General features: G+C 45.3%; 16 protein-coding genes. 5 read left to right on the top strand and 11 right to left on the bottom strand.

Going from position 1 to position 19,842, the window contains the following annotated elements:
* Positions 1–87: 87 nt before the first annotated feature.
* The 10 genes from C4S39_RS00205 to C4S39_RS00250 form a co-directional block, all read right to left on the bottom strand.
* Complete coding sequence (locus C4S39_RS00205; RefSeq protein WP_103965053.1) at positions 88–2,670, bottom strand: glycosyltransferase family 39 protein; 2,583 nt, start codon at positions 2,668–2,670, stop codon at positions 88–90.
* Positions 2,671–2,715: 45 nt separating this feature from the next.
* Positions 2,716–3,711: an endolytic transglycosylase MltG gene (mltG, locus tag C4S39_RS00210; RefSeq protein WP_103965271.1), complete on the bottom strand. Its 996-nt coding sequence runs from the start codon at positions 3,709–3,711 to the stop codon at positions 2,716–2,718.
* Between the two features lie 15 nt (positions 3,712–3,726).
* Positions 3,727–4,968, bottom strand: coding sequence for a beta-ketoacyl-ACP synthase II (gene fabF, locus C4S39_RS00215; protein ID WP_103965272.1), 1,242 nt, complete (start codon positions 4,966–4,968; stop codon positions 3,727–3,729).
* A gap of 35 nt (positions 4,969–5,003) precedes the next feature.
* The gene (gene acpP, locus C4S39_RS00220; protein WP_103965054.1) at positions 5,004–5,246 is read right to left on the bottom strand and encodes an acyl carrier protein; all 243 of its coding nucleotides are present in this window, start codon (positions 5,244–5,246) and stop codon (positions 5,004–5,006) included.
* Positions 5,247–5,399: 153 nt separating this feature from the next.
* On the bottom strand, positions 5,400–6,143 hold the full coding sequence (gene fabG, locus C4S39_RS00225; RefSeq protein ID WP_103965055.1) for a 3-oxoacyl-ACP reductase FabG: 744 nt from the start codon (positions 6,141–6,143) through the stop codon (positions 5,400–5,402).
* A gap of 46 nt (positions 6,144–6,189) precedes the next feature.
* Positions 6,190–7,134 carry an ACP S-malonyltransferase gene (gene fabD, locus C4S39_RS00230; RefSeq protein ID WP_103965273.1) on the bottom strand — a complete coding sequence of 315 codons (945 nt, stop codon included), beginning with the start codon at positions 7,132–7,134 and terminating at the stop codon, positions 6,190–6,192.
* Between the two features lie 2 nt (positions 7,135–7,136).
* A complete protein-coding gene (locus tag C4S39_RS00235) occupies positions 7,137–8,093 on the bottom strand; it encodes a beta-ketoacyl-ACP synthase III (protein ID WP_146059729.1) in 957 nt (318 codons plus the stop codon).
* Positions 8,093–9,133: a phosphate acyltransferase PlsX gene (gene plsX, locus C4S39_RS00240; RefSeq protein ID WP_103965057.1), complete on the bottom strand. Its 1,041-nt coding sequence runs from the start codon at positions 9,131–9,133 to the stop codon at positions 8,093–8,095. The genes C4S39_RS00235 and plsX overlap by 1 nt, the downstream gene beginning before the upstream one ends.
* 60 nt (positions 9,134–9,193) lie before the next feature.
* A complete protein-coding gene (rpmF, locus tag C4S39_RS00245; protein WP_013646667.1) occupies positions 9,194–9,373 on the bottom strand; it encodes a 50S ribosomal protein L32 in 180 nt (59 codons plus the stop codon).
* Positions 9,374–9,391: 18 nt separating this feature from the next.
* Positions 9,392–9,907: a YceD family protein gene (locus C4S39_RS00250; protein ID WP_103965058.1), complete on the bottom strand. Its 516-nt coding sequence runs from the start codon at positions 9,905–9,907 to the stop codon at positions 9,392–9,394.
* A 56-nt stretch (positions 9,908–9,963) separates the two neighbouring features.
* Between C4S39_RS00250 and C4S39_RS00255 the strand changes: the two genes are divergently transcribed.
* From C4S39_RS00255 to C4S39_RS00275, 5 genes are all read left to right on the top strand, one after another.
* On the top strand, positions 9,964–10,563 hold the full coding sequence (locus C4S39_RS00255) for a Maf family protein (protein WP_103965059.1): 600 nt from the start codon (positions 9,964–9,966) through the stop codon (positions 10,561–10,563).
* A gap of 104 nt (positions 10,564–10,667) precedes the next feature.
* Entirely contained in the window at positions 10,668–11,048 is a 381-nt protein-coding gene (locus C4S39_RS00260; RefSeq protein ID WP_258039215.1) for a hypothetical protein, read from the top strand.
* Positions 11,049–11,175: 127 nt separating this feature from the next.
* A complete protein-coding gene (locus tag C4S39_RS00265) occupies positions 11,176–12,603 on the top strand; it encodes a TolC family protein (protein ID WP_103965061.1) in 1,428 nt (475 codons plus the stop codon).
* Positions 12,604–12,606: 3 nt separating this feature from the next.
* On the top strand, positions 12,607–14,106 hold the full coding sequence (locus C4S39_RS00270; RefSeq protein ID WP_103965062.1) for an efflux RND transporter periplasmic adaptor subunit: 1,500 nt from the start codon (positions 12,607–12,609) through the stop codon (positions 14,104–14,106).
* A 32-nt stretch (positions 14,107–14,138) separates the two neighbouring features.
* Complete coding sequence (locus C4S39_RS00275; protein ID WP_103965063.1) at positions 14,139–17,297, top strand: efflux RND transporter permease subunit; 3,159 nt, start codon at positions 14,139–14,141, stop codon at positions 17,295–17,297.
* A gap of 289 nt (positions 17,298–17,586) precedes the next feature.
* Here the strand turns inward: C4S39_RS00275 and clpA are convergent, their stop codons facing one another.
* Positions 17,587–19,842 (bottom strand): ATP-dependent Clp protease ATP-binding subunit ClpA, encoded by a 2,256-nt coding sequence (gene clpA / locus C4S39_RS00280; RefSeq protein ID WP_103965064.1) that lies wholly within the window; start codon positions 19,840–19,842, stop codon positions 17,587–17,589.

Here is a 19,842-nt window from a genome sequence, read left to right on the forward strand (position 1 = left end):
TAGCTTATTGAGATTTCCGGTCGAAAAGAAGATTATAAAGTGAGCTATTAGCATACATTACAGTCTCTTGCGTGTATTCAAGACTCACTAATTAATTCCTTTAAACCCTTGGGAGATGCGGTAATATACCCGACGCACAGGAACGCCATGGCGTTCGATTACGCGATACTCAATCGCACCGGGTTGATCAAGCATTTCTTTGACATCATTGTCCGTCCATATTCTTTCTAAATGACGGCGTTTCATACCCACTTGGATGATCGGTCTATCGGTAGGATCCTGAGAAGGAAACCAGAACTCATACATGGCGCCGCTACCGCCAAACATATTACGCGAACGAATATCCAGTTTTGTATCGCCATGCGTATAAAAATATAGCGCACTGGCGACAGACCATTTGCTCATACCCACAATGATCGGCTCTTTGTCTGTTTGCTTTCTGACTGCGGCTGCAATTTGTTCTATCTCGGCAGCAGTTTCACGCCAGAAATAATGTTCCGTAAATAAATGATAGGGTACGCCCGGTATTCCGAGAACCACATAATGCAGCACAAAAGCATAGCCAAAGATACAGGCAATAATGGTTAAGCGCCAGGCTGCCTGAATTCGTTTGAACAGAGGGCCCAAATAATTCGTATGAACGATCATCCAGGCGATGGTTGGCAATAGTGCAAGCCAGATTGGCGCGGTCCAGTGAAATCGGGGCGCATCAAAAGTACTGAGTATGAAACAAACGAATGCCGGAGCACCCGTAAAAACTTGTACAAATAAATGGCGTCTGCGCTCGGAGTACTGGGACTCAGGTGGTTTAATGAAAAACAAGGCGCCTATTGCCGCAAGAAAACCAACGGGGGTTAGTAAAATGATAATGTGGGCAATGAATAAATGAACTGCAAATTTATAGTCATCTGCTAATACCCTGCCCGATTGGAATGCAAAAGATACCCAGTCATTCTGATAGTTCCAGATAATCGTTGGAGAGAAGAGAAGCAATGCCAGTAGTGCCGCCAGATAAGGGTGAGGACGTTTCATCCAGCGGCGTGCTGCCGGATCTACGATAACAAATACCAAGGCCGCGACACCCAACAATCCCAATGAATATTTCGACAAAAGTCCGAGACCGAACGCAACTCCCATGCCCAGCCAAGCCGTATTCTGGTGCGCAACGAGTGCACGTTCCATGTAATACAGCGTGGCTGCCCAAGCTGCGAAGAGCGGCGCATCGGGAGTCATCAGCAGGCCGGTAGCAAATCCGACCGGCAGGATAACCAATAACAACAGCGTGCGCATTGCAGTGGATTTATCGTATAAGTTCTGGGCCAATGCGTACAAATAACCCATGGTTATCAATCCACAAAGAAGAGCGCCAATGCGAACACCGAATTCATTGTGTCCTAGAACTGATGTCCCGAGCCAGATTAACCAGGCCACTGCGGGTGGATGATCATAAAAACTAAGATCCATGTGCTGCGCATATTGCCAATAATAAGCCTCATCTGGAATGAGTTGCGCCAAGCCGAAATAAACCAGCCGCAACAATATGGCGAACAACACAATACCAATTGCCGCTGTGCGCCAACGTATTTCCAGCGATGGAGGAGCTTTCTTATTGGGAAACACATAAAAAGCCGAGCCCAAGTAATTTACGGCTGCCGTGGTAACAATAGCGGGAAAAATGGCCAACAGAGGCGGTACATGCCAAACATAAACCAGAAAAGCCAGCACCCCTCCGCGCAGTAATAACGCAAGTGCACCAACAGTTAAGAACCGGCCAAATTGATGCCAACGTAAATAGCCTTCATGATGTTCGCGAAATGACCATTTCGAGTTAAAGGTATAATTGACAGTTGCTGCGATAAAAAAACTGACGAAGTGAGATAAAGCAAGCCCAGCCTCACGACTGATCATCCAGTGAAAAACAAAAGCATCTATTAAGACGCCTAACAATCCAACAACTGCAAAACGGCCTGCCGTATTGAGCGTGGCCGTTCCTCCGGCTAACGTGATCAAACGCTGTATATAAGCTTGCTGGTGAAATAATGATAATTTCGAAGTACCGTGTGCGCGATCGCGGAAGCAAATCGGTATCTCTGTTACACGAATTTTTCCCTGATTAGCCATCAGCAGTTCAAGCAAAATCTTGTAACCATGAGCATGACTTGAAATATTTTTGGCTAGATTCCGGCGGAATGCAAAAAACCCGGATGTAGCATCATTCACATCACAAATAGGACGCGCTATCCAGCCACCTACACGGGATAAGAGCTGTCGATACAATGGCCAATTTTCGGTGCTACCCCCCGCAATGTAACGACTACCGACAACTACATCATGGGAATTTTCTAATATTGGCGCAACCATAGCCGGCAATTGTTCAGGCGGGTGACTAAGATCAGCATCCATAACGACAATAACGTCATTCTTGGCCGCAGCAACACCAGTGAGTATCGATACGGTCAGATCCGGTGCCTCTCGGCGTTCGATCAAACGAACACTTGATCGATTTGCCCAGTTACGTACTTTATCCGGGGTACCATCCGTCGAACCATCGTCAACAACAATTACTTCAAAAGAATCCGGAGCAAGATCCAATGCAAAGATTCGGGTTAGAAGTAAATCAATATTCTCGGATTCGTTTAGTGTAGGCACTACGATGGAAAATTGTGTCATGTAGCTTACGGGCAAGAGTGATACTGGATTGATGGCGGCATGCTGTTATTTTTGTTGTTTCTGGTATTGAGTTACCGCTTTATTATGATCTGTCAAATTGGTTGAGAACTGAGATTCTCCATTACCTTTTGCAACAAAATAAAGCGCATCCGTTTCACTTGGATTAAGAGCGGCGCGGATCGAAGCAAGGCCTGGCATAGCGATGGGAGTGGGCGGCAAACCGGGGCGCGTATAAGTATTATATGCTTGATCGGTTATCAAGTCTTTCTTGCGCAAATTACCATCAAATTGTTCACCCAAACCATAAATGATGGTTGGATCAGTTTGTAAACGCATACCTTTGCGTAACCGGTTAATAAATACACCTGCTATTTCAGCACGATCACTTTCCAGGCCGGTTTCTTTCTCTATAATGGAAGCAAGTATAAGCGCCTCATAAGGCGTGGTTAGCGGCAATGATTCCGTACGATCCGACCAACTGTTTTGCAAGTGATTTTTCATGTTTTGATAGGCACGCTGCAAAATTTCCATATCACTACTATTTCTAACAAAATAATAGGTATCCGGAAAAAACAATCCTTCTGCAGCGGTCTCAGATGCACCGATTAAACGTAGAATCTCTTGTTCACTTAGTCCAGCCGTAAGATTCTTAATTGCTGGATGCTCACTCAATACCTGTCTGATTTGAGCGAATGTCCACCCTTCAATGAATCTTATTTCATTCTGTATGACATCGCCTTTGGTTAGAGTTCTTAATAATGCAGTCTGAGTAATATCTTCCGTGAATCGATAATCGCCTGCTTTGATTGCAGATTCCTGATTGTGATAGCGCGCTAATAGTATAAATGTCCATTTGTTAAGAATAACGCCGGCATCTTCCAGTTGCTGAGAGACTTGCTTCAGATTGGCGCCAGACGGAATGGCTATTTCATAAGGAATTGCAGGAAACCTGACACTTGAATGAACGTGAAGATAGAACCATGAAACAAGCAAAATGGCTATCAATGTACTAAAAAAAAGTAGGCGCTTCAGCTTTTGCATCGCCAATGGATAAACCTATATACGGCGGAAGACGAGCGTTCCGTTGGTTCCTCCAAATCCAAAGGAATTTGACAATGCAACTTTAATATTCATATTTCTAGCTGTGTTGGGAATATAGTCAAGATCACATTGCGGATCTTGATTGACAAGATTAATCGTCGGCGGCGCAATTTGATGATACGTCGCCAGTACCGAAAAAATAGCCTCCACGCCACCGGCGGCCCCCAGCAAATGTCCTGTCATTGATTTTGTTGAATTAACGGCAAGCTTGCTGGCATGACTCCCAAAACAACGCTTAACCGCAATGGTCTCAGCAATATCCCCTAATGGCGTAGATGTGCCATGTGCGTTAACATAATCCACTTCCGCAATATCGATTCCGGCATTTTTAAGTGCATTGGACATGCAGCGCGCTGCGCCTTCGCCATCGTCGCAAGGTGCTGTCATATGGAATGCATCCGCGCTCATGCCAAAACCGGCTAATTCAGCATAAATTCTGGCACCACGGCGTTTAGCGTGCTCCATTTCTTCCAATACCAGAACTCCGGCACCTTCACCCAGGACAAAACCATCCCGATCGATATCCCAAGGACGGCTTGCAATTTCCGGTTCATCATTGTGAACTGACAAAGCTTTTGCGGCGGCAAATCCACCGATGGCAAGCGGTGTTACACAGGATTCAGCTCCACCGCACACCATGACATCGGCATCACCATACTCAATCATGCGCGCCGAGTGGCCAATACTATGTGTAGCTGTAGTACATGCGGTTACGATAGCTAGATTGGGCCCCTTATAGCCATACATGATGGATAAATTACCCGCAATCATATTGATGATAGTGCTCGGTATGAAAAAAGGAGATATTTTACGTGGCCCACCCGCATGATATGCTATATCGGTGCTCTCAATCATCGACAATCCGCCAATGCCCGAACCGATATTTACACCGATTCTCTCTGCCTCTAACTGAGAAATTTCATCGATGCCCGCATCTCTAACCGCTTGTATAGCTGCGGCCATGCCGTAGTGAATAAAAATATCCATACGACGCGCATCTTTTGCTGAAAGATATTGATGGATATCAAAATCTTTTACTTCACCAGCAATCTGCGAACCAAAATTAGATGCATCAAAACGGGAAATTCTTGTAATGCCAGATTTTCCTGCAATAATGTTCTCCCATGCGCTTGAAATTGTGTTTCCAACAGGCGACACAATACCCAACCCCGTCACTACTACCTTACGCTTAGACAAAATCACTCCACTTGCATTTACATAAAAAACCAGAACTAGCCAGCACTCGTGTTAGCGGTGACGTAATCAATCGCTTCTTGGACAGTATTTATTTTTTCAGCTTGCTCGTCCGGGATCTCGCATTCGAATTCTTCCTCCAACGCCATGACCAACTCCACCGTGTCGAGCGAATCTGCACCTAGATCATTAACAAAAGATGATTCGTTCTTGACTTCTGCCTCATTAACACCAAGTTGTTCAGCTACAATCTTTTTAATACGCTGCTCAATATTTTCCATCTAGATATTTCCTTTTCAAGTAAGAAACATGTTTATTCTAACAAATTTTACATGCCGGCAGAACCGAAACATGGTTACAGATATACAACACGGCTTAGTTTCTATTCAGTGATGTATTATAAAAATGTTGCATGATTGTTACTCAACTATAAACTAGTCCATATACATCCCGCCGTTAACGTGGAGTATTGTACCCGTGACATAGCCGGCTGCAGACGAAGCAAGAAACGCAACCGCTGAAGCGACTTCTTCGGGACGACCCAACCGCCCTAAGGGAACATGCTGAATCAAATTTTGTTGAAACTCATCCGCCAGGGAGCGAGTCATGTCAGTGTCAATGAAACCGGGAGCAACGCAATTTACAGTAATATTGCGACTGCCAACTTCTCGTGCCAATGATTTACTAAAACCAAAGATACCTGCTTTAGCTGCAGCATAGTTTGCTTGCCCTGTATTCCCCATTGCACCGACAACAGAAGAAATGTTAATGATGCGGCCATATCGTGCTTTCATCATTGCTCGGAGAACCGCACGGCTTAACCGGAATACTGATTTTAAGTCGGTTTCTATGATTTCATCCCATTCTTCATCTTTCATGCGAACCAAAAGATTATCACGCGTAATACCGGCGTTATTTACCAATATTTCCACTTCACCAAATTTTTCACGAATGATCTGAATAGTATGGTTGATTTGCTCAGCATCATTTACGTTTAAAATAACACCGATACCTTGAATACCAGCCTTCTCCAAATATTGATTAATCACAGCGACACCACTTCCGGTGGTTGCCGTACCGACGACTCGCGCACCAAGCTGCCCTAGTTTTAATGCAATAGCCTGTCCGATTCCCCGGCTAGCGCCAGTTACTAGAGCAATTTTATTTTCCAAGATCAGATCTCCTTGTATAGAGTCATGACAATTGACTGCAAATAAACATTATTCATATAGCCCTGACATCGTTGATAGCTCGCTTGATTGCTTCGCTATCAGTCAATGATAACTGTTGCAAATGTTGATCAATGCGTTTATTTAATCCGGTCAATACCTTGCCTGGTCCACACTCAATGACATGCGTAATTTCAACAGCTACAAAAGCCCGGATAGTGTCCACCCAATGTATCGGATTTATGAGCTGCTGAATCAGAATTTCTTTAATTACCGATGGATCTGAATGCGGTTTTACATCAGTATTATGCAAAATTGGGATTTCAGGCGATTGCAATGTGACATGTTGCAATTGCAATCGCATACTTTCAGCTGCCGGTTTCATTAGAGAACAGTGTGAAGGGATGCTCATAGGCAGCATGATCGCGCGCTTTGCTCCCTTCGATTTCGCCAATTCAATTCCTTGCAGAATTGCATTTCTGTGTCCCGCGATAACGATCTGACCCGGTGAATTAAAATTGGCAGGTTCGAGAGATTCCCCATTACCCTGATTTGTAATATCGCGACAAATTGTTTTGATGGTTTCATCATCCAATCCGAGAATCGCGGCCATTCCACCAACACCTTCCGGCACGGCTTTCTGCATAACTCGTGCGCGGAAGCGCACCAATGACAGCGCATCGGAAAAACTCAGCGCTTCCGATGCGACCAGCGCAGTGTATTCCCCCAGACTATGTCCAGCCAGCAGCGCTGGTTTATTTCCACCCAGGCTAATCCAGGCACGATACACAGCCACTCCTGCAATCAGCATGAGTGGCTGTGTATTCAATGTAAGATTAAGTTCTTCTTCAGACCCGGAATTTGCCATCGCCCAGAAATCCTGTTTAAGGATATCGGAAGCCTCTTGAAAGGTTTCTTGAATAATGGGTAAATCCGCATACCCATTCATCATTCCTACCGATTGCGATCCCTGACCTGGAAATACAAATGCAAATTTCATGATTACCACCGCAGCAAAACTGCCCCCCATGTAAAACCACCACCAACACCTTCCATCAATATCAATTGATCAGGCTGAATGCGTCCGTCTCTTACCGCGATATCAAGTGCAAGTGGAATGGAAGCTGCTGAGGTATTGCCATGCTTATCCACTGCCACTACCACTTTTTCCATGGGCAATCCCAATTTCTTTGCAGTCGATTGAATAATCCGGATATTGGCCTGATGAGGAATTAACCAGTCAATATCGGTGGATTGCAAATTATTTTCTGCAACTGCCTCATGCACGACTTCTTCCAGGACTTTAACTGCGAATTTAAAAACGGCATTGCCTTCCATGTTGATGTAGGGCGTGCCATGCACTTTACCGCCACTGATGCATCCCGGCGCGGACAGAATATTACTATGGCTGCCACTGGCATGCAGATGTGTTGACAAAATCCCGGGTTGATCACTGCGTGACAGTACGACGGCTCCCGCGCCGTCACCAAATAAAACGCAGGTGTTACGATCGTTCCAGTCGATTATTTTTGAGTAGATTTCACTCCCAACTACTAAGGCATTGCGGCATTTTCCTGTGCTGACAAACATGTCGGCTGTCGCCAATGCATAAACAAAACCGCTGCAAACAGCTTGCACATCAAATGCCGGACAGTTTTCGATACCCAATTTATTTTGCAGAATACAAGCCGTACTTGGAAAAATCATGTCAGGCGTGGTAGTGGCAACGATGATAAGATCAATGTCTTCTCCGGTTACGCCCGCAGCCTGCATGGCATTCTGGCATGCATACAATGCGAGATCGCTGGCAACCTGATCTTCTGCGGCAATATGCCGTTGTGTAATGCCCGTCCGTGTTCGTATCCATTCATCACTGGTATCAACCATACGTTCCAGATCGAGATTGGTAAGTACTTTTTCCGGTAAATAACTACCTGTTCCAGTGATTCTTGAATACATTATCTTGTAACTTCTTTAGAAGGAATCTGTGGGTGTCGAGAGAATTCAGCGACCCGTTCACTAATCCGTCGCAACATTCCACCACGAACTTCATCCGCAGCCCGTTTTATGGCAAAACCAAAAGCATACTTATCCGCGGAACCATGACTCTTAATGACTATACCGCGCAAACCCAGAAAACTTGCGCCATTATAGCGTCGGTGATCAACACGGCGCTTGAACGAATTAATGACAGGCATTGCAATTACACCTGCTATTTTTGTCAGCAAATTACGCTTGAATTCTTCGCGTAAATAAGTTGCCAGCATTTGTGCCAAGCCCTCCGATGTTTTTAAGGTAATATTACCAACGAATCCATCACAAACCACAACATCAGTTGTCCCTTTATAGATATCGGTACCTTCGACATTACCATAAAAATTAAGCCCGCTATCCCGCAATAATTCAGCTGCCTGCTTGACTATCTCGTTTCCTTTGATTTCTTCTTCACCAATATTGAGTAACCCAACGCTTGGATACGCCTTGCTTTCTATTGAAGATACCAGGGATGCGCCCATGATCCCAAATTGAAACAAGTGTTCCGCTGTACAGTCGACATTTGCGCCCAGATCCAAAACGTAAGTATGACCAGTACTGGTGGGCAAGATTACAGCAAGTGCCGGACGATCAACGCCGGGAATCGTTTTCAATACAAACCGGGAAGTTGCCAATAACGCACCTGTGTTTCCGGCACTGATACAGGCCTGCGCTTCGCCTGTTTTAACCAGATTGATAGAAACACGCATGGAGGAATCTTTTTTACCACGCAAAGCTACTGCCGGCGATTCATCCATACCAACCACTTCGCTTGCTGGATGCAGGCGTATTCTCGGCCCAAGCTCCGAATGTGCGGCACGAAGCTCAGCTTCGATAGCATCAGGAATGCCGACAAGAATAATATTAGCTTCAGGATCGCTGTGTAGATAATCAAGCGCTGATGGAACTGTGACATGCGGACCATGATCGCCGCCCATACAATCTATTGCTACAGTAATATCCAATTTTAGTGTTCTTTGACTTAGAGAAGCTTATACCCAGGATGCTGTAGCAATAGGAAATCTTCAATCGTTTTTGGTTTTAACAACTTTCTTACCGCGATAATATCCATTTGGACTGATATGGTGACGCAAGTGAATTTCTCCAGTACTGGGTTCCACGGCTAAAGGCGGATTAGTCAGAAAATCATGCGAGCGATGCATACCGCGTTTTGAGGGTGATTTTTTATTTTGTTGAACTGCCATTGCGATAACTCCTTAAGCTTAATGTGTCTTTTTTAATGTTGCCAATACTGCAAAGGGATTTGCTGATTGATTTTTGCTAGCCAGATTATCTGTAGCTGATTTTAGCTTTAGCGGGTTACACTCACCATCTGCATGATGTGATGAAATCGACAAACCGAGAATTACCTCATCTTCAATTAAATTGATCACATCTAAATCAGGTGTTGCTAAAATGGCATCAATAGTATCGTCTTCATCAACCTGTTGCAGCTCTATCTCATTTTTTGCCAGCAACAAAAATGTCTTCAGGTCAATCTTGTAAGCCAGTTTTTCAAGACAACGCTGACAACTAAGATGAATCTCGCCTTTCACTTCCAACTGCAAGCCAGGTTTTGTATTCTTGTCGAATCGGCCACTAATTTGGTAGATTAGCTCCCCTTCTTTGTCAAACAATAAGTCATGCAAACGTACAAGATCAATTACCGGGATTTTACCATGACGTATACCCGCATTTTGAACAAAATCTATAGGATCTATTATTAACCTAACAGACATAAGGCGCGCATGTTATATTTTTTACTCGTAAGTGTCAAAAAATACAGAAGAAAACTTTGAAAACAAAAAACGACTCTACACCGCGGATTATACTGGGATCCGGCTCTATTTATCGCAAAGAATTACTTCAACGATTACAAATTTGCTTTGAAACCAGCAATCCACAAATTGACGAAACACCGCTAATCAATGAATCTCCTGACCAAACAGCCGCACGTTTAGCTGAGGCAAAAGCCCGCGCGGTAGCCAGAATTTATCCACAAGCACTTATTATCGGCTCAGATCAAGTGGCAGCATTAGGAGACATTCGCCTTGGCAAACCATTGAATCACGCTAATGCCGTGGAGCAATTGCGACAAACCCAAGGAAAGGAAGTTGTTTTTTATACCGCTGTATGTGTTCTGAATAGTTTTACAAATAAGCTGCAAATACGTGTTATTCCCTACCATGTGAAATTCCGGCGATTGAGTGATCAGCAAATCGAGAATTACTTGCTAAAAGAACAACCTTATCAATGTGCCGGTAGCGCAAAATCTGAAGGACTCGGTATTGCACTTATCGAACGAATGACAGGGGATGATCCCAGCGGATTGATCGGATTACCTCTCATCACTTTAATCGATATGCTAACTCTTGAAGGGGTCAAGATAATTTAAAAAACTCAAAATCTGAATTTTTTAATAAAATTTCCTAATTGCAAATGGCATGATAATGTGAAATGATTGCGGCTATTCAAAATTTACATTATTTGTAGATTGGCATGCCCATGCGGAAATATCCTGTTTATCCACTCATTCTTATGCTGATTATCAGTATATTGACGAATGGATTAAGCTTATCTTTTAGAGGGGAAGTTTTCACCCACGAACTGGATCATATCCGTCAGTCATTATCCGCGGATCCTGCGACACATCTGGAGTTGCATCAGAGCAATGTAGCTTGGGATGGCGTTGATCTTGATGCAGCCACTCATCTATGCCTGCACTCTGGAGGGCAATACCAGCCGTTTTTCTTTAATTCTTTTCCGCATATTCCCGGTCTGATCGTTACGGAAGCCGTAACCGTATTCATTTCTTCATTTATTCCGGAAACAATTCCGGATTTGCCCCTGCGTCCTCCTCGAAGCATTTCTCTCTGTTAAATTAAAAGAACTTTGATCGTTGTGGATTAAATTTATTGATTCACAACCGTGTAGGTACAGATCAATTTAAATTTGATGATCTGCTCTACAGATCTGCAGATGCATAAACAGACGACGGAGGAATTCCATGAAACCAATCAGTCTGTCCAGGATGTCATACAGTTGTGCGGCAACAGAATTACGGATCATGATATTGAGTTGTATTCTATTGCTGGGTTTTTCATCTCAAATAGAAGCCGGCGCTGATACCTTCAGTAACGCATCAAATCGGATGAATGATCATTCCGCCACGCCATCGATCAATGAGATGAGTGATCTTACGTTGCATGATGCGGTCAATCTTGCATTGCTCCGTAATCCGGAGCTGGCAGCTTTCTCCAAAGAAATACGTGCGTTGGAAGGAGTAACTCTACAAGCCGGGTTACTGAGAAATCCGGAACTGTCGGTGAATGTTGAAAATGCTGGAAATATCCAGAAGATACGTGGTGACCTTAATGCACCCGATTCGATAGTGCAAGAAGTTGTACAGCAGGTTACGACAATACGCATTGGTCAATTAATCGAGTTAGGTGGCAAGCGTGCCGCCAGAGTGAATGCCGCCATGCTTGGAGAAGAGCTGGCAACCAGGGATTATGAGGCCAAGCGCATCGAAATTATCGCCCGGGTCGCCAGCGTGTTCACAGAAGTACTGGCTGCACAGGAGCGGCTTAAGCTTGCCACAGAAACCAATCAAGTGGCGCAAAACGTGGTCAGTACCGTCACTGGGCGGGTGCAAGCGGGAAAAGTGCCGCCTATAGAAGAAACCCGGGTGAAAATAGGTCTGTCGACAACGCGCATTGAGCAGGAGCAGGCACAACGAGATCTGATATCCGCACGCAGGCGATTAGCGCTGTTATGGAACAGTTCCTCGCCACAATTCAATATCGCCATTGGAGATCTGAAAATGACAATTGCGCCGCCGGACCTTCACGTACTTGAAAAAAAGGTACTAGATAATCCACTGGCGCTTCGCGCCATAAAAAATATTGAGCATCGTAAAGCCTTACTGGAAGTTGAACAAACCCGCCGCATTCCCAACTTGACTCTAACGGCGGGAATTGTGAACTATGCTGTCGTGGGAGGTAACACAGCCATAGCGAGCGTAATGATGCCATTACCGCTATTCGATCGCAATCAAGGTAACCTCAAAGAAGCTTATCAACGTGTGGACAAAGCCGAAGATGAACAGACGATGACGGAACTCAGGTTGAAAACTGAACTGGCACAGACTTATGAAGCCATGCTAGCAGCCTGGAATGAGATTAACCTATTACGCGACGAAATTTTGCCTGGCGCCAAGAATGCTTTTCATGTGATGCGCAGAGGTTATGAATTGGGCAAATTTGGCTTGCTGGAGTTGCTGGATGCGCAACGTGTGTTATTTCAGAATCAATTGCTCTACGTCCGCGCACTGGCAAACTATCAACGCTTGATGAATGACATTGAACGCCTGATTGCAGCGCCTATCGACAGCATTCTAAATCATCGTGGTGTAGAGAAAAAGGCTAAGGAATAAATTATGGATAAAACGCGATTGATAGCAATTTTGAGTGTGATCACCGTTGGAATTGTATTGGGTGGGCTGATTTTAACCGTGGATAAGCCATCCGGGGTTTCAGTGAAGATGGGAGACACTCATGCCAGTGAAGAATCAACCGAAGATCAGATTGTTACTGGACCAAGAGGAGGAAAACTGTTTACCGATCATGATTTCAGCGTGGAACTGACGATTTTTGAGAAAGGCGTGCCGCCCCAATTCCGGGTTTACTTGTATGAAAAGGATAAATTGTTACCGCCCACCTCCGCTGTCGTCGCCATCACATTAACCCGTTTGGGCGCACCGGCGCAATTGTTCCGATTTACTCCGGAAGCGGATTATTTGCTAGGGGATCAAATCGTCGAGGAACCACATTCTTTTGATCTCGCCATTGCCGCGGAACATGGCGGTAAGTTGATGCGTTGGAGCCATAGCCAAACTGAAGGACGAGTAGAAATACCGGATGAAATGCTAAAAAGCATGGGTATCGAGCTGCTCACTGCAGGACCGGCGATTATCAAACCCAAACTCAGACTTCCGGGAGAGGTAATCTTCAATGAACACAACATCGTGCGCGTAGTGCCACGGGTCCCCGGCATGGTGAGTACGGTGCATGGTCATCATGGTCAGCATGTAAAAAAAAATGATGTGCTGGCTGTTATCGAAAGCCCGATGCTGGCAGACTTGCGCAGTCAATATTCTGTAGCCATAAAACGGCTGGCATTGGCAAAAGCGACTTACGAGCGAGAAAAACAATTGTGGGAAGAAAAAATCAGCGCCAAGCAGGAATTTCTTTTGGCGGAAGAGTTATGGAATGAAGCCCAAATTGCCTTGGAATTGGCCGCAACCAAATTACGTGCTTTAGGCGTGCAACCCGAGTCTGGATTCTTGAGAACAGATATTACTCAGTATGAAATACGTGCACCAATTTCCGGAATCATCATTGCCAAGGCTGTTGCTCTTGGTGAAGTGCTCAAGGAAGACAGGGAAATTTATACTGTCGCAGATGTATCGACAGTATGGACGGCTGTTACGGTTTATCCTAAAGATCTTAACGTAATTCGGGTGGATCAGAAAGTTTCCATAAAAGCAACGGCTTATGATGTAGAAAGCGAAGGAACCGTAACTTATATCTCCACTCTGATCGGCGGGCAAACACGCACGGCAACAGCCCGGGTTGAGTTGGACAACAGTGACGGCAAGTGGCGTCCCGGCATGTTTGTAAACGCTGAGCTGGTGGCGGAAGAAATTGCAGTGCCTGTCGCCGTTTCTGCCGATGCCATCCAAACATTCCACGACTGGTCGGTAGTATTCGGCCGCTATGATCCTTATTTCGAGATTCGTCCTTTGAAGCTGGGACGCAGTGATGGTGAAATGGTTGAAGTCCTCGAAGGACTTGTTCACGGTGAGCAATACGCCGGGGGAAACAGCTTTGCCCTTAAAGCAGAATTGGGTAAAGCAGGCGCCACTCACGACCATTAAAGCATAATCTGATCAAAGCGGGAACCACCATCATGTTTGAACGCATTTTACATATATCCATCTATCAACGCGGTATCGTGCTGATGGCGGTGCTGGCAATGGCTGCATTTGGCATCTACAACTACCTGAAACTACCCATTGACGCTGTGCCGGATATCACCAATGTGCAGGTACAAATCAATACTACAGCACCCGGTTATTCACCTCTGGAAGCTGAGCAACGTATCACTTTTCCGATTGAGATGGCGATGGCCGGTTTGCCCAATCTTGAATACACACGATCTCTCTCGCGTTACGGGTTATCGCAAGTTACGGTAATTTTTAAGGACGGCACTGACATTTATCTGGTACGGCAATTGGTCAGTCAACGGATTCAGGAAACCAGAAGCCGGTTACCGACCGGAATCGTACCTACGATGGGACCTATTTCCACAGGTCTGGGTGAAATCTTCATGTGGACTGTCGATGCGGAAAAAAATGCGCGCAAGCCGGATGGCACTCCGTATACAGCGACTGATTTGCGCGAGATTGAAGACTGGATTATCAAGCCGCGAATGCGTATGGTGGAAGGAATCACTGAAGTCAACTCCGTCGGTGGTTATGTCAAGCAATTTCATGTGACACCTTATCCTGAGAAATTGATTTCATTCGGGCTCACATTGCAAGACTTGGTACTTGCGCTGGAACGTAATAATCTCAATGTAGGTGCCGGCTATATCGAGAAAAGCGGCGAACAGTATCTGGTCAGAGTGCCCGGGCAGGTGGTGAATCTGGCCGAAATCGGCGAGATCATTCTGAGCAGTAATCAAGGCGTGCCGATACGAATCAAAAACGTAGCTGATGTACTGATCGGCAAGGAGTTACGCACTGGCGCCGCAACCCAGAACGGCACGGAAGTAGTGCTGGGCACGGCACATATGCTGATCGGGGAAAATAGCCGCATCGTTTCACAGGCAGCAGCGGAAAAACTGGCCGAAATCAACCGTAGCCTGCCTGCCGGTGTGGTTGCGACACCTGTTTATAACCGCACCACATTGGTCGACAAAACCATCAGCACAGTTTCAAATAATCTGCTGGAAGGTGCCGCATTGGTCATTGTCGTATTGTTCATAGCACTTGGTAACTTGCGTGCCGCCCTGATTACCGCCCTGATTATTCCTCTGTCAATGCTGTTCACTATCAGCGGCATGGTGGCCAACAATGTCAGCGCCAATCTGCTGAGCTTAGGCGCGCTTGATTTTGGCATTATCGTCGATGGTGCTGTCATTATTGTCGAGAACTGTATTCGCCGCCTTTCCCTTGAACAAGGGCGGCTGGGGCGAGAATTGACACCTGCTGAGCGCTTCGAAATTGTTTTTGATGCTTCCAAGGAAGTAAGGCGGGCGCTGCTGTTCGGACAAATTATTATCATGGTGGTTTATTTACCGGTATTCGCACTGTCCGGAGTGGAAGGAAAAATGTTCCATCCCATGGCCTTCACGGTTCTACTGGCATTGTTAGGAGCGGTATTTCTATCGGTGACATTTGTACCGGCGGCAGTGGCTATGTTCCTCTCTGGAAAAATGATGGAAAAAGAAGGATCCGCCGTGCTATGGGCTAAGAAAATCTATGCCCCTACACTGGATGCCGCCATGGATAACAAGGGATTGACGGTTACCATCGCCGCCGTCATTGTGGTGTTGTCGCTGTTGCTGACTACACGCATGGGCAGCGAATTCATTCCCAGTCTCGATGAAGAGGATATCGCACTGCATGCAATCCGGATACCCGGCACAAGTCTGAGTACAGCCATTGAAATGCAGAATGAGTTGGAAGAAACGATCAAAAAATTCTCCGAAGTCAGTCGGGTATTTTCTAAAATCGGTACTGCAGAGATTGCCACCGACCCGATGCCACCCAGCGTCGCGGATATTTTTATCATTCTAAAACCGCAATCCGAATGGTCCGGGAAGTATCGCAACAAAGAAGAATTAATCACTGCGATGGAACAAGCGGTACTGAAAGTGCCAGGCAATAACTATGAATTCACGCAACCGATACAGATGCGATTTAACGAACTATTATCCGGGGTGCGTGCGGATGTCGCGGTAAAAGTATTTGGCGATGATCTCGACGTCATGCTCAATGTCGCCGAACAGATTGAGAAAATCGTCAAAGCCGTTCCCGGCGCGGCAGATGTACGGATCGAACAAATCACGGGGCTGCCGGTATTGTCAATTCAGATGGACCGGACAAAAATGGCGCGTTATGGTCTCAATGGCAGCGATGTACAGGATGCCATCAATATTGCGATTGGTGGCAGAACTACCGGTTTGATTTTCGAGGGCGATCGCCGTTTCGAGCTGCAGGTGCGTTTACCGGAACAGATTCGCGGTGATATCGAAACACTTAAGCGCTTGCCAATCAAACTTCCGGTACTGAATATGTCCGGAGGCCAGAATGCGCCAGCTGCCGCTTTGCCCATCTACGTCGCGTTAGGCGAAGTAGCCGATCTGCAAATTGTCACAGGCCCCAATCAAATCAGCCGCGAGAACGGCAAGCGCCGGGTGGTAATCACTACGAATGTACGTGGACGCGACATCGGTTCTTTCGTCAATGAAGCAGAAAAACTCATCGAGAAGCAAATCAAAATTCCATCGGGCTACTGGCTTGCCTGGGGCGGGCAATTCGAGCAGCTGATCCAGGCGGCGGAACGCTTGCAGATTGTCATTCCATTGGCGCTTTGCCTAGTATTTTTTCTGCTTTACACCATGCTTGGCAGCTTTCGCGATAGCTTACTGGTCTTTAGTGCAGTTCCGCTGGCAATCACCGGTGGAATCGCGGCTTTATGGCTACGCGATATTCCCTTGTCGATTTCCGCCGGTGTAGGGTTCATCGCCATGTCCGGCGTAGCGGTATTGGATGGCTTGGTGTTGTTGTCGTTTATCCGCGATCTGCGACAGCAGGGGCTCACACTCGACGACGCCATTCGAACGGGTTCTCTCATGCGATTACGTCCGGTTCTGATCACGACTTGGGTGGAATCATTGGGGTTTCTGCCCATGGCGCTCAGCACCAGTACCGGCGCCGAAGTACAACGTACACTCGCAACGGTGATGATTGGCAGTACATTATCTCAATCCCTGTTATCTTTGCTGGTATTGCCGGTGTTGTATCGAATCGTGCATGGGAGGAATATAAGTAAGGAATAATCCAGACAAGCCTTGGACAAATCGCTTGATATGTGTTCCAAGGAAAACAATGAGCTTAAAAAGAGCAGGCTTTTCCGCAGAAGATCACTCTAAAAGATTATTGAACCGCATCACCATTCCAGCAAAGTATCCTGCACAGATTAAGTATGTTTGTAATTCTGATCAAACTTGCTAAAACAGCTTCTGTGCAATCAAGGAAGAAATTTTTAAAACTCGGCTTAATGTTCCATCGTTCTCAAGAAAATATACTTAAAATATTTTTTGCGTGAAATCGAATTCAGTCTATCGATCAAATAACTACAGTTTCTTCTTCAAATAGCAGTATTGCTTTGCCATCACTATCCATATCAATCGTCACTTTACCACCATTGACCAAGCGCCCGAACAATAATTCATCGGCAAGCACACTACGAATTGTATCTTGGATTAAGCGTTCCATAGGTCGCGCACCCATTAACGGATCAAACCCATGTTTCGCAAGATATTTACGCAAATTCTCCGTGAACGTTGCCTCGACCTTCTTCTCTTGCAACTGACTTTCAAGCTGAATCAGAAATTTATCAGAGACTCGCAAAATAATTTCTTGATCTAAGGGAGCAAAAGAAACAATCGCATCAAGCCTATTACGAAATTCGGGAGTAAATAATTTTTTAATATCAATTAATTCATCGCCAGCAGAATTTGATTTTGTGAATCCCATTGAAGATTTTGTAAGCGCTTCAGCCCCTGCATTTGTAGTCATGATAATGATGACATTACGCAAATCCGCTTTACGTCCATTATTATCAGTCAATGTTCCATAATCCATAACTTGCAGAAGGATATTAAAAATATCTGTATGCGCTTTCTCGATCTCATCCAATAATAAAACCGAATAGGGATGTTTAATCACCGCCTCAGTTAACAATCCACCCTGGTCATACCCTACATAACCAGGTGGCGCACCTATCAATCTTGATACTGCGTGACGTTCCATGTACTCGGACATATCGAAACGATGCAAATGAATACCCAAAGCATAAGCTAACTGCCTCGCCACTTCAGTTTTCCCAACACCTGTTGGACCTGTAAAAAGAAAAGAGCCAACTGGCTTTCTTGAATTACCCAGTCCGCTTCTTGCCATCTTAATAGCCGCTGTCAATGTATTAATTGCATTATCTTGACCAAAAACAACCGCTTTCATATCGCGCCCCAACGTTTTCAACTTACTACGATCATTTGTAGAGATATTCTGCGACGGGATTCTTGCGATCTTAGCGACCACACTTTCAATTTCTTCTTTACCAATAACCTTGCGTTTCTTCGATTTCGGCAATAGTCGCTGCGCAGCACCAGCTTCATCAAGCACATCTATGGCTTTGTCTGGCAAATGTCTATCATTAATGTATCGTTCTGATAATTCTGCAGCAGAAACCAATGCACTGCTGGTATATTTAACCTTATGGTGCTGCTCATAGCGTGACTTCAGACCTCGCAAAATGGCAACTGTCTCATCCACGCTCGGCTCGTTGACTTCTATCTGCTGAAAACGCCTTGATAGTGCGTGGTCTTTCTCAAAAATTCCACGATACTCACTAAAAGTTGTCGCACCGATACAACGCAATTGCCCAGTATTTAGAATCGGTTTCAATAAATTTGAAGCATCCATAACTCCACCAGAGGCAGCACCAGCACCAATAAGCGTATGAATTTCATCAATAAATAGAATGGCAGCGGGATTATCAGTTAATTGCTTCAGTAAAGTTTTTAAACGTTGCTCAAAATCTCCCCGGTATTTCGTACCCGCTAATAAAGCCCCCATATCGAGCGAGTAAATTTGATGCTTTAAAAGTAATTCAGGTACATTTTCCTCGACAATTCGTTTTGCCAAGCCTTCCGCAATAGCGGTTTTCCCAACACCAGCCTCTCCAACCAGCAATGGGTTATTTTTACGGCGCCTACATAGGATTTGTATCACGCGTTCGATTTCTCTTTCACGTCCCACCAAAGGATCAATTTTATTTATTAACGCCAAGTGATTTAGATTTACCGTATAATTCTCAAGCAGTCCGGCAGAATTTGACTCATGTTCGGTATCGCTCTCATTCGCAGTTTTAGTATCATTTTCATGCGATATTTTCTTAATACTGTGTGAAATGTAATTCACCACGTCCAAACGTGTCACGCCTCTTTGATGCAAGAAATAAACTGCATGCGAATCTTTTTCTCCAAATATCGATACCAATACGTTAGCACCAGTTACCTCCTTTTTCCCAGATGACTGAACATGCAATATGGCCCGTTGAATAACCCGCTGAAAACCCAGTGTAGGCTGCGTATCAACCTCTTCATTCCCTTTAATTACCGGGGTATGATGTGTTATGTGATCTAATAATGCTGCTCGCAAATCTTCTATATCTACCAAACAGGCATTTAATACTTCAGCAGCACTTGCATTGTCTATCATCGCCAACAACAAGTGTTCTACCGTAATGAATTCATAGCGCTTCTGCCTCGACTCTACGAATGCCATATGCAAGCTAACTTCTAAATCTGGTGCAATCAT

Origin of the sequence: Nitrosomonas ureae, assembly GCF_900108305.1 — a bacterium.
GTDB classification, from domain to species: Bacteria; Pseudomonadota; Gammaproteobacteria; order Burkholderiales; family Nitrosomonadaceae; genus Nitrosomonas; species Nitrosomonas ureae_B.

Bases quoted from the DNA above. Each gene is read 5' to 3' on its own strand.
- C4S39_RS00205 (WP_103965053.1), bottom strand. From the start codon at position 2,670: ATGACACAATTTTCCATCGTAGTGCCTACACTAAACGAATCCGAGAAT.
- mltG (WP_103965271.1), bottom strand. From the start codon at position 3,711: ATGCAAAAGCTGAAGCGCCTACTTTTTTTTAGTACATTGATAGCCATT.
- acpP (WP_103965054.1), bottom strand. From the start codon at position 5,246: ATGGAAAATATTGAGCAGCGTATTAAAAAGATTGTAGCTGAACAACTT.
- fabD (WP_103965273.1), bottom strand. From the start codon at position 7,134: ATGAAATTTGCATTTGTATTTCCAGGTCAGGGATCGCAATCGGTAGGA.
- C4S39_RS00235 (WP_146059729.1), bottom strand. From the start codon at position 8,093: ATGTATTCAAGAATCACTGGAACAGGTAGTTATTTACCGGAAAAAGTA.
- rpmF (WP_013646667.1), bottom strand. From the start codon at position 9,373: ATGGCAGTTCAACAAAATAAAAAATCACCCTCAAAACGCGGTATGCAT.
- C4S39_RS00250 (WP_103965058.1), bottom strand. From the start codon at position 9,907: ATGTCTGTTAGGTTAATAATAGATCCTATAGATTTTGTTCAAAATGCG.
- C4S39_RS00260 (WP_258039215.1), top strand. From the start codon at position 10,668: ATGCCCATGCGGAAATATCCTGTTTATCCACTCATTCTTATGCTGATT.
- C4S39_RS00265 (WP_103965061.1), top strand. From the start codon at position 11,176: ATGAAACCAATCAGTCTGTCCAGGATGTCATACAGTTGTGCGGCAACA.
- C4S39_RS00270 (WP_103965062.1), top strand. From the start codon at position 12,607: ATGGATAAAACGCGATTGATAGCAATTTTGAGTGTGATCACCGTTGGA.
- C4S39_RS00275 (WP_103965063.1), top strand. From the start codon at position 14,139: ATGTTTGAACGCATTTTACATATATCCATCTATCAACGCGGTATCGTG.
- clpA (WP_103965064.1), bottom strand. From the start codon at position 19,842: ATGATTGCACCAGATTTAGAAGTTAGCTTGCATATGGCATTCGTAGAG.